Below are 12099 nucleotides of genomic sequence, written 5' to 3'. Positions count from 1 at the left end.
TTTCAAAAATTCAACTTTTCTTCAGTTGATGATTCCAAAGGCATTGAAATTTTGAATTACCTTGAAGAACAAATATTTAATAAGTTAAAAAATCTCAACAATATAGATAAACTAGCTAAATCTAATGAAAATATCAAAAATACTTTAAATTTAATATTTAAATCAGAAGATATAACTGCCCAATGTGTTATGTATGCTTATAATATATATTCTTTTATAAAAATGTTTCATTATGATAAAGAACATCTTCACAAAACCTATATTGAAAAAACTCTGTCACCATCATCATCTTCTTCAGATGATAATAATAAAAACAATAAACATAGATTTAATAAACTTCAATTTGATTCATTAAAATTTATAAGAGATGAAGAAATTCATATATCAGATTTAAAAACTTCTGACAGTCTGACTCTCCAGGAACATTTTAATATGAATACCCTGAAAAATGACCGTTCAATAATGGAAGGCATTAAAAGCAATATACGTTTGGAACAAATTGAAAAGACAAGGGCAAAAAATTTGACAATGGACATTAGAAATTCAAAAAAATCCCTAAATAACTTTTTCTCTAACAGTTCAATAATTTCATTTGATTATTTACAACAGTCAGCCCAAAATGGTTTTAAACTGATTAAAATGTATAGAAATACAAAAAAATAATAGAAACTATCTCATAAAAACTGAAATCCAATGACTTGCTTAACTTTTATGAGATAGTTTCTAAATTTATTAATTCAAAGACTATTATTATATACAATTTTTCTGATCATATCCCTGCCCAACATTTCATAGTCATAAAGTATCGTGCTTTTATCCCATTTTATATAGCTATTATCTACAAGAATCCCTTTTTCAAAAAATTCCTGACTTTTTATCCCACAAAGTTTTGCTGAATTTTTATATGGTTTTATATCATAAGTTATCTTTTGTCTATTCATCAGTTCTAATTCAATAATAAAATCAGGTAAAAACTTAACATTTTTAATAACCATATCAATCTACTCCTTTCATATATAGTATACAATGAAATGTACTGCATTTTATACTGCATAAAAATGTAGTTTTTGCCACATTTATCTATCTATATATTGCTGAGTATAAACCTGTATTGCTGATACTTTATTCTTTACTGCAAATTTATCATATATATTTTTTGTATGATATCTTACTGTATTAAGACTTATATTTAGAGATGCTGCTATTTCATTCTGCTTATATCCACTATATATAAGTTCCATTACTGCCAATTCTCTTTCTGTCAACTCATTTATCTCTTTTGATTCTTTAGTATGAATATTTCTATATATCTTATATTTGTTTATTTTTTCCAGTATATTATCTATTGCTTTATTTTTAACCAATCTCTTTAATATATCATAACTATAATATGAAAGTTCTACAAAAGGCATATAAATTTCATCATATATTGCAAGTTCAATAGCTTTTTCCATGAAATTTTCTGATTCTCTAAATCCATATAAATTATATTTAGCAATGCTTCCATAAATATATGCATATATTTTTCCTATTATATTTTCACTTTTATCATACTTATCAAGCATACTTTCTACTAGAACTTCTAATGCAATATAATCTCCTTTTACAAGTATAGACAATCCATATAAAATATAACCTATTTCAATTGCTTCAGGCGTTACTATTCCTGACATATCATTGTTTTTTATCCATAACGGAATTTCTTCATAATTTCCTAAAAGACCATTTATATATCCTATTGTAAAATGGCAGTTACACATTATTAATGGAGATTTGTATTTTTTAGATTTTTCTATAAATTTTCTTAATCTTTCCTTTACCTTTTCAACATTTCCCATACATAAATCAATTCTCATCAAAAGAAATTCAGCTGCAACCAATATACTTGTCTGACCTTTACTCTCAGCCTTATAGAATGATTTACGTGCTTTTAGTTGGGCCTGTTCAATATTTCCTCTTGAAAACTCTATTTCAGCCTTTAAGAGATAATCTGCTCCAGTTCCAAATCCCTCAGCCATATCTACATAATATTTTATATTTTTATAGCATTTTTCAGCAAGATCATCTAAGCTTCCAACTTCTTTATAATATAAACAAATTATATTATTTATTCCTCTTGTAAAAGACATGCCAGAATGTATAACATTAGATTTATTTCCACTTAAATAATCCTGTGCCTTTTTCAGATACTTTATTCTTATATCAATATCTGAAATATATAAAGAGCTTTCAACTATTGCTATCTCCCCTAAAATCTGATTTCTATATAAAGCATTTTTATTTTCTTCATAAAAACATTTTAATTTATATAAAAGTTCTTTTCCTTCTGGTTTATTAATTCCAAGAATATAATAATAAATTATAGAAATATATACAAATGGATGTTTCAATTTTAACTCTTCATCTATCTTATCAAATACAGATACTATAAATTTATATTCCTGATTCATACATTCAAGTATATAATCACTTTCAAGTATTTTTAAAATGGCTTCGTAATTTTTACACTTATCCCAGCTTCTAATTGCAGAAATAGGCTGCTTTTTATCCATAAACCATTCTCCAGCTCTATTAAATAATACTTCTTCATCTATATGTCTTCCCTTAATTTCCTCATTTAATGCAATCTTTAAAATTTGATGGAAATTATATATTCCATTTTGACAATCATATCTTATAAAAAAATTATCATCATATAATTCTTTTATAATTGTCGCAGCTCTTTTGTCATTAATTACATAAAGTGCTTCATCTAGAGAAAATTCCTGAAATAATGAAAGTTTTAACAATATAGTTATAGATTCATCATCAAATCTATCTTTGATAGCTGAACGTATTAATTTAGTTGCTTTTGGAATACTTTTAAAAATTCCTTTATTGGAATATTCAAATAAAGAAAGATATGTAGGCGTTGTCCATCCAGATGTATAATTATATATGTATTTACTTTCATCATCATCCAATTTGAATCCATTGATTTCAAATAATTTTTTTGTATCCTCCAAAGTAAATTCTAAATCTTCTTGCCACATTATAATACATTTCTTTTTCATTTCATACTCTATATATTTCATCTTAGGCATGTTTCTACTTATCAATACTATATGAAGAAATGGTATATTTTCAAAAGCTATTCTTTCAAACAAATCGGTTATAGTCTCACTTCTTATTTCTTCCCAATCATCCAATACTATAACAGTTTCTTTGAAAATATTATCTAACATAACTTCTACTATTTCTTGAATACTTTCATCACTCTTAGGAAATTGACATAAACCAAGCTGCTTTCCCAAATTTTCATTTATATACTGAGCAGTTCTGCAAAACTTTTTCCATGTCCATACACCACTGCATTCACCTACAGACGCCGAAAAATATATCACATCTATATCATCTCTGTTTTTCAAATAATTTTGTACTGCTGTGGTTTTGCCATATCCTATAGAAGCAGTAATAAGAAAAAAACTTGTTTCAAAAATTTTATCTAACATTTTATTAATTCTTTCTCTGATCAATATCTGAAAATTAGAATCTATTCTGCCCATTTTTACACCACACTTTTCAATAAACATATATTACTGTTCATTTAAATTTAATAACTTAATTGAAATTAATATGTATAATCTTTACAATTATTCATAGCGAATATAATTTTCAAACCTCTCACACTTCTTAGTCTGTTAATTTTATTAAATTTTCAAGTAAAAAATTATATATCTATTATAATTATAATACAATTTACTTTATTTTGTAATTTTAGGGACAAAATACTTATTGTGGGATAAAATACACTTGTAAAATCATAAATTTGTGAATATAATCAAATACTAATACTATATTTATATTGTAATTTATTCGCACTTTGAATATATTTAGTTGAAAAAGCAGATATTAATTCACCACTTCAATTAATATCTGCTTCTCTCTATATACTAAAAAATATTCACCTAAATACTATAATTAATCACTTATAAACTCTTATGTAATATTTGAAGAACAGTGTCTAAATCTTCAACACCAATTTGTCCTGGTGCAGATGCTTTTTTAGCTGCTCCAAATGTAAGACAAGATCCAAAAACTTCTCCACAAAGTCTGCTTATTACTCCCATTCCAGCCATAGACATTGTTATTATAGGCTGATCTGCATGTTTTTCTTTCATTTCATTAGTTGCACATAATAAAGTTAATACATCACCTTTATTTTGAGGCATTACTGCTATTTTAGGAAGGTCAGCATTTAATTCCATCATCTTAGTTAATCTTGAAACTATTTCTTCTCTTGCTGGTGTCTTAAAGAAATCATGATTTGACATAACTACTTTAACACCATTTTCATGTGCAGTATCTACTACTTCTTTTACGAAATCATCACCAGTAAATAATTCAACATCAACTAAATCTACTTTTTTAGTTTTTGCTATTTCACAGTTTAGTTTTACATAATATTCTACTGGAACTTCTCTTTCTCCACCTTCTTTTTTAGTTCTGAAAGTAAATAGTATTGGAGCTTCTGGTAAAACTTCTCTTATTTCATTTAATATTTCTTTTACTTTTTCTATATCTTCAACATTTTCATAGAAATCTACTCGCCATTCAACTATATCGAATTTGATTCCTTTTAATCCTTTTACTTCTTCAATTAATTCTGCATTAGTAGTTCCAACCACTGGTACAGTAATTTTAGGGACTCCTTCACCTATTTTTATATTTTTAACTTCAACTACTTTACTCATTTCTGACCTCCAAATTAACTATTATATATATTTTTCAATTGACAATGTACAATTGAAAATTAATGAATAAATCTTTTCAAGATTTCTTTAATTATTATGTAGTTCTATTATTAGAACATATATATTCTTCAATAAAGTAATATTTAAAAAGATCTGCTTTACAGACTGTGTATTTCTGCTGTTTTCAAAAATCTTCTGCAGCATTTATTGAGAATATAATTTTTAAATTTTATCTTATTAATTATTATATAACTCAGCATCTAAACATCCTTCTGATTTTGATACCACAACTGCAGCTGCTGCATCACCAACAACATTAAGACTTGTTACAAGCATATCCATTGGCCTGTTTATAGCAAGAAGCATAGAATATGCAATCAATACTCCTTCATTATTATACCCCATCCCATTCAGCACTGAAAATAGTATAATCATTGATGATCCTGGTGCTGATGGTGTTCCTACAGAAGCTATAAGTGCTAAAACTGCAATAATCACTACGTCTGATACCCTTATTATATATCCTGAACTTGCAGCTATAAATATTGTTGCAACAACCTGCATTATTGCTGTTCCATTCATGTTAATGGTCATTCCAAGAGGAAGGGTAAATGCTGCCACTTCTTCATTAACACCAAGTTCCTCTACATTTGTTTTCATATTCAATGAAAGTGCTGCTGCTGATGAAGCTGCTGAAAATCCTAAAAGAGCAACTTTAATTATCTTTTTCATAAACTTTATTGGATTTAATCCTGTAGTAACATAAATGAACAGTGGATATCCTAAAAATAAGAATAACATTGCTGCTATAGATACTGTTGCCATATATGCAAGAGCAGGTTTTATTCTATCTATTCCATAAACTGCAAAAGTTCTTACAATAAGAATAAACACTGCTATAGGACTGAACTTTACTATAACATAATTTAAAAATACATTTATAATATTATTTATGTCCTCAAGAAGTCCCTTTACATATTTTGCCTTATCGCCTAATTGATTTATGCATAAACCTGTTGCTACAGCAGTAAATACAACTGCCAGCACTCTTCCATTAGTGCTGAATACACTTACAATATTACTCGGAACTGCTTCAATTAATACCATAAGCGGATTAGTTAACTGGGAAACGCTCATTTCTACAGTTTCTTTGCTTTCTACTGCCAGATTAAATATTCCTGCCTTATAACCTATAAAACTCAAAATTCCTGCTAGTATTAACGCAAGTACAGATGTGGTTAAAAACCCTAATAATGTTTTAGTTGAAATACGTCCCAATTTCTTTGTATCATTAATTCTGCACATTGCTAATGCTATAGAAGAAAAAATCATAGGAACAATAACAAGCTGTAATGAATTAATGAAAATCTGACCGAGAATATAAAATATTCCTATTGAATTCTTGCCATCTGCTGTACTTATATCTTGAAATAGCAATCTATTTATAGCATCCCATATATAGCCTTTTGCATTAGAATTAAAATATTCTCTTAAAAACACAGCTATTATTCCTACAACAACAGCCATCCCCAGTGATATAAGCATCTTTACTGCTAATGAATTAATATCTTTTGTACTTGATTTTTTTAATTCTTCTTTAGTCACATAATTCTGCTACTCAAAACATAAACAAATATATTTCTATTTCAACTCATGTTATCTGCTCATTGATATTTTTATGAGAAGCAGTTCCTCCCTTCTTTGTATAATTATATTTTTGCATATCCAAAAAAACAAAGCGGCTTCCACACACCCACTTCATGGATAACACTTTAGCCTTTCCATACCTCTTAATTTATTGGTATAACTGGGTTTCAACTTTAAAAATTTTTATACTTTCCTATACAATAAAAAAAGTATATATATTCTAATTAACAATGTACAATTGATAATTGACAATGAAAGTTGAAATCTCAACAGAGATTTCTTTAATTATTATGAATACTTATTATTAGAATATATATATACATCTAAGATATGTACTATTAATTGCAATATCATTACCTAATACTTATAAAATCACACTTCTTAGCCAAAGCTATATATTTTACTCACTCTAAAACAAGAAAGCCACAACTCTTATGGCTTTCTTATTTTTTAAGCTCTGGCTTTTAAAAGAGTATTATATCTTATGTTAACAATAAGAGCTAATATTACTCCTAATCCTGTAACTACAATATTAAATAATATTACATTTGCCACATTACTTGAAATTGCTCCTGTAATTGCTGGTACTGTAAATCCTGCTATACTTGATGCTGAATACACCATACCAGTAATTTTACCTTTGTTTGCTGGGAATATATCTGACATAGCTGTTAATGCTAATTGAAGAACTCCTCCTGCAGCTGCAAATCCTATAACAAATGCACTTATTACACAAACAACTGGTGTTGGATTAACTAATAGTATTGTAAGCATTATAACTGAAATTAATGGATAAACAAATACTATTCTAACTGGTTTAACTAAGCTCTTAACTATTATTGATGTAAATACAACTGCTACTATACTTCCTACACTATAATAACTTACTAATTTTAGTGATGCAGCTTCTGCCATACCCGCTACTTCTCTTCCATAGCTTGGAATCCAAGTATTGATTATTGAAAATGTAGCTGTTGAAGTATATCCAATTATTATAAGTGCAAGACCTTCAATCCAGAACTTTGGTTTTGCTTTTCCACTTAATTCTTGAACTGATTCTTCTTTTTCTTCTGTTTCAACCTTATCAGCATTTACTGCTGGGAATGGTCTAGTGAATAAGAATATTGCATTTATAGCAAGTACTGCTATACAGAATATAAATGAATATCCATACCAAAGATCATTTGCAACTATAAAACTTATCATCATAGGTAATATAAACTGACCAGCTGAAATAAACGCTTTATTAAATACATTTGCTGAACTTCCTGCATCTGGGAAAGATTCTATCAATGCTGGAATAGTTCCTGAGTCAAGGAATGAATTTGCCATACCTGCTAAAATACCAAAAATAAATGCTATTTGAACATTTGGACTTAATAATATTCCTATAAAGAATGCTATGTATGATGCAATTCCTGCAAAAACAAATGGCTTTCTTCCAAATTTATCAGATAAAGCTCCTGATATGTAAAGAACTATAAATCTACCAATTCCAAGTGCTGATATTACATATGCTACACCTGCCTTGTCAGTATTAAGCTGTTCCATTAAATATGTCATGTTTTGAGAAAGTATTATAACTCCCATACCATGTATAAAGTAGTTGATGTATAAACCTAACGCTGTTAATGAATATTTGTTATTAAAACTTGATAACAGTGAAGATTTATTTTTTACTGCTGTATTCTGCATTTTTAATATTTCTCCTATTATTCTTCATTTGTATTCTTGCAGCATATATTAATATTATTTTTTATATCTGCATCTTAATTTGTGGGATATTTCATAATTAATAATTATAATTTTGATCAATATATAGCATCTGTATTAACTTGTAACATACTTATAATACTTATCTTATAATATTTATAATAATATGAAAATCCTCAATCTATTTATATCTTGTGTATATTTTAATAAATATATGCCACAAGATTAAAATCACATTAAAAACTTATCTCAGTATCAAAAAATCTTGCTTCAAAAAAATCTTGCAAAGATTTCATCCTTCATTGTCAATTGTCCATTGAATTGCAAATTAGTATAAACTATTCAATCCCTAAAAATTGCTTCATATGATCTATTGGCATTTCTTCACCAGTCCAAAGTCTGAATGCTTCTGCTCCTTGGAATAACATCATTCCTAATCCATTTATTGTAGGGCATCCAACTTCTTCAGCAATTTCTAATAATCTAGTTTTAGCTGGAACATAAACAACATCACTTACTATAAGTTCTGGTCTTAACATATCCTTTTCTATGTAAGTTTCACCAGCTAATGGTTTCATTCCTACGCCTGTAGCATTTGTAAATATATAACTGTCAGCTATTTCTCTTCTTAATGCTTCTTTATCATCTAAATCGAATAATGTTGCTTTACAGTCTGTTCTTTCGTTTATTATTTTTACTGTTTCAAGTGCTCTGTCATAGAATTCATCTTTTCTATTGAATATTGATAATTCTTTAACTCCATCTAATGCAGCCTGAACTTCTATTGCAGTAGCAGCTCCACCTGCACCTACAATTGTCATCTTCTTTCCTACAACATCAAATCCTCTTTCTTTAAGAGATCTCATGTACCCTATTCCATCAGTAATAGTTCCTGTTAATACTCCATTGTCATTAATTACTGTATTAACTGCTCCTGTCATTTCTGCTGCTGGAGTAAGCTTATCTAAATATTTGTGTATTACTGTCTTATTTGGCATTGATACATTGCATCCTCTTGCCTGCATAGCTTTTAAACCTTTAACAGCATCTTCTAATCCTTCATTTCCAACTTCAAATGCAAGATATGCATAGTCAAGTCCTAAATATCTGAAAGCTTCGTTATGCATCTTAGGTGAACTAGTATGCTTTATTGGTGTAGCTAATAATCCTATTAATGTAGTATATCCTGAAATACGTTTTTCCATGGTTAAGTTCTCCTTTTTTAATCTTTTATCATAAGTTTTTCAACAACTATCAATATATGCTAATATGTTACAAAATTAAAATTACATTAGAAAAATTTATCCAAAGTACATGTAAAAATATAATTATATCCTAATATTTAAAGCAACATAATAATCAAATACATTGCAGAGATTTCATATATTTGAGGATTTTTCATATTAGCATAAATACAAAGTCCAACTCAACATATAATATATCTTCAATAAAGATAGGCACTATATGTTGAGCTAAATCGTGCAAAATTATAATTATGAAATATCCACATATTTATAAATTGTACATTGTGAATTTTAAAATTACTTGTTAAAAAAATCAATAATAGCGTTAAATATTTAACAGTCTTTATGTTCTAATTATATCTACATTACATTAATTAATCTAATTGTTTTTACATGGTTTATTCATAGCTTAAATCTATAGTTTGGTGTAAATTTCATATTAATACCTTGTTTTATTTACAGCCAAATACATTTATGCTATAAAACCATCATTTATATTAGTTTTTCCTTTAACAAGGTTATCCTATTCATATATATTTTTATATTTTTCTTCATTTTGGAATCTATGTAGTAAAAAAAATCCAGCCCTAAATTTATTTTATCTAAGGCTGAATTTTTTATTTAAATTTATCTATATTAATTTTGATTGCTAAACAAACAAGCCAAGTCTGTTTAATGTTTCAATAGTAAGATTTCTTCCTTCTGTAGTTCCTTCTATTATTCTTCTTGCTCTGACACTGTCTCCAATGTTCATAATTTCAACATCTGAACCCTTAAATGCTTCTTCTAATTGTGGTAATAATGGTGCAGTACCTCTCATACCAAGACATACAAATCCAAAGTCAAAATCTATTTCTTCATTGTTTCCATCAACTTCAACCAAGAAACTATTGTCCTTAACTTCAAGTAATGATGTACTTGTCATTTGTCTTACATTCTTTTCTTTAAGCATAGCCATATTCTGAATTTTAGTAACTACATCTAAATCTCTTCCTATAACAGGCAGTCTTTCAATTATTGTTACATCTGCACCCTTTTCAGTAAAGAACTCAACAACATCTAATCCAACAGCTCCACCACCGACAACTGCTATCTTCTTGCCTTCAACGTCCATATCTTTAAACTTATTGATTTCTTCTATAAGACCAAAAATTGAACGTACTTTTGAATCTTTTTTGTCAATTCTATCTAAAAGTCCATTTATTGGTGGTAATAATGGAACTGACCCTGTAGCATTTACAATTATATCTGGTTTTAAATTATTTACAGCATCAACTGTAGCTTCTGTTCCTGTAAATATGATAAGGTTCTTTAAATTCTCTGCTCTGTCTATTAAATAATCTGGGAAATCATTAATTCTGTCCTTAGCTGGAAGTTTTGCTATTTCTCTAGCTAATCCACCAAGATATGATTTCTTTTCAAATAAGAATGTAGTACATCCTGCTTCTGCTGCTGTACATGCTGCTTCAAGTCCTGCTGTACCTCCACCTATAACTACAACATTAGTGTGTTTGTTAACTTTTCTTCCTTCAAGTGTATTTTCATATATAACATCAGGATTTATTGTACATCTTATAGGTCTGTTTAATCCGATTCTATGTCCAGCACATCCAATATTACATGAAATACATTTTCTTAATTTATTTTCTTCTCCGTTTTGAACTTTTTCAACCCAGTTTGGTTCAGCTATAAGACCTCTTCCTATTCCAATTAAGTCTGCTTTTCCTTCTGATAATATATCTTCAGCAACTTGAGGATTTCTTATATTACCAGTTGTTATTGTCGGCTTATTAAATTTATCTCTAACAGCCTTAGACATATAAGCTCTCCATCCATCTTCTAAATAGTTGGCATCTATCTGGTAGTATAAAGAATCATTTAATGCTGCTGATACATTGTATATATCAACTTCTGAATCTAAAAATTCTAAATATTCTAAAGTGTCTTCTAATTTGTTTCCGCCTTCTAATAATTCGTCTGCACTTATTCTTATCATTATTGGGAACATAGGTCCAACCTGTGCTCTTACCTTTTCAATAACTAATCTTGCAAATCTAGTTCTGTTTTCTATGTTTCCACCAAATTCATCAGTTCTCTTATTGAAAATTGGTGATAAGAACTGGCTTATTAAATATGAGTGTCCCATATGTATTTCAACAGCATCAAATCCTGCCATTTGAGCTCTTCTTGCTGCATCTGCATATTTATCTGCAATTTCATATATTTCTTCTTTAGTTAAAGGTCTTGGAATAGCTCCACCTTTTTTAGATGGCACATCTGAAGATGATGCTGGCTGCATTCCAATTCTTCCTGATACTGCTGATGCTCCTGAATGATTGATTTGCACTGATACACATGCTCCATATTTATGTAATCTTTCAGTAAATTTATATAGACCTGGAATAAAGCAGTCATGATTTAATCTAAGCTGAGTTGTTCCATTAGATCCAAGAGGAAAATCAACACATACATTTTCTAAAATTATCAGTCCTGTTCCACCTTTTGCTCTTTGTTCATAATACTTAATATGTTCTTCTGTTATTTCTCCATTTTCTCCTCCAAAATTACTTCCCATCGGAGGCATAACAACTCTATTTTTTATAGTCATGTTTTTTACTGTTAATGGAGTAAAAATTCTATTATATCTTTTCATATTCTTCTTCTCCCATACATATATAAAGTTTTTTAATCATTAACAAAAGTATTTCCTCATTAAACATTGTAACTATAATACTCAGTACTATTTTTCAAACTAAAATACT

Annotated in this window: 8 protein-coding genes; 1 reads left to right on the top strand and 7 read right to left on the bottom strand. The window is 28.3% G+C overall.

Going from position 1 to position 12099, the window contains the following annotated elements; genetic code table 11:
- Positions 1-663: hypothetical protein (locus Q0F58_RS13740; RefSeq protein WP_294377569.1), on the top strand; the 663-nt coding region annotated here is incomplete at its 5' end.
- Between the two features lie 74 nt (positions 664-737).
- On the opposite strand, the gene Q0F58_RS13735 is transcribed toward Q0F58_RS13740, so the two are convergent.
- From Q0F58_RS13735 to Q0F58_RS13705, 7 genes are all read right to left on the bottom strand, one after another.
- Positions 738-995: a hypothetical protein gene (locus Q0F58_RS13735; protein ID WP_294377567.1), complete on the bottom strand. Its 258-nt coding sequence runs from the start codon at positions 993-995 to the stop codon at positions 738-740.
- Positions 996-1076: 81 nt separating this feature from the next.
- Positions 1077-3545, bottom strand: a complete 2469-nt coding sequence (locus tag Q0F58_RS13730; RefSeq protein ID WP_294377564.1) for a LuxR C-terminal-related transcriptional regulator — start codon at positions 3543-3545, stop codon at positions 1077-1079.
- A gap of 423 nt (positions 3546-3968) precedes the next feature.
- Positions 3969-4733 carry a type I 3-dehydroquinate dehydratase gene (gene aroD / locus Q0F58_RS13725; protein WP_294377561.1) on the bottom strand — a complete coding sequence of 255 codons (765 nt, stop codon included), beginning with the start codon at positions 4731-4733 and terminating at the stop codon, positions 3969-3971.
- A 237-nt stretch (positions 4734-4970) separates the two neighbouring features.
- Positions 4971-6338: a dicarboxylate/amino acid:cation symporter gene (locus Q0F58_RS13720; protein ID WP_367118190.1), complete on the bottom strand. Its 1368-nt coding sequence runs from the start codon at positions 6336-6338 to the stop codon at positions 4971-4973.
- Positions 6339-6830: 492 nt separating this feature from the next.
- Entirely contained in the window at positions 6831-8075 is a 1245-nt protein-coding gene (locus tag Q0F58_RS13715; protein ID WP_294377558.1) for an MFS transporter, read from the bottom strand.
- Positions 8076-8431: 356 nt separating this feature from the next.
- Positions 8432-9298 carry a shikimate dehydrogenase gene (locus Q0F58_RS13710; protein ID WP_294377556.1) on the bottom strand — a complete coding sequence of 289 codons (867 nt, stop codon included), beginning with the start codon at positions 9296-9298 and terminating at the stop codon, positions 8432-8434.
- Positions 9299-9986: 688 nt separating this feature from the next.
- The gene (locus Q0F58_RS13705) at positions 9987-11990 is read right to left on the bottom strand and encodes an NAD(P)/FAD-dependent oxidoreductase (RefSeq protein ID WP_294377555.1); all 2004 of its coding nucleotides are present in this window, start codon (positions 11988-11990) and stop codon (positions 9987-9989) included.
- Positions 11991-12099 lie beyond the last annotated feature (109 nt).

The organism is uncultured Clostridium sp. (assembly GCF_934754915.1).
In the GTDB taxonomy this organism is placed as follows: Bacteria; Bacillota; Clostridia; order Clostridiales; family Clostridiaceae; genus Clostridium.
Note: the sequence above shows the minus strand (reverse complement) of the source record. Positions and strands in the feature narration are given on the sequence as shown.

What these genes read in the sequence shown, in the direction of transcription:
- Q0F58_RS13735 (WP_294377567.1), bottom strand. Translation starts at nt 995, where the DNA reads ATGGTTATTAAAAATGTTAAGTTTTTACCTGATTTTATTATTGAATTA.
- Q0F58_RS13730 (WP_294377564.1), bottom strand. Translation starts at nt 3,545, where the DNA reads ATGGGCAGAATAGATTCTAATTTTCAGATATTGATCAGAGAAAGAATT.
- aroD (WP_294377561.1), bottom strand. Translation starts at nt 4,733, where the DNA reads ATGAGTAAAGTAGTTGAAGTTAAAAATATAAAAATAGGTGAAGGAGTC.
- Q0F58_RS13715 (WP_294377558.1), bottom strand. Translation starts at nt 8,075, where the DNA reads ATGCAGAATACAGCAGTAAAAAATAAATCTTCACTGTTATCAAGTTTT.
- Q0F58_RS13710 (WP_294377556.1), bottom strand. Translation starts at nt 9,298, where the DNA reads ATGGAAAAACGTATTTCAGGATATACTACATTAATAGGATTATTAGCT.
- Q0F58_RS13705 (WP_294377555.1), bottom strand. Translation starts at nt 11,990, where the DNA reads ATGAAAAGATATAATAGAATTTTTACTCCATTAACAGTAAAAAACATG.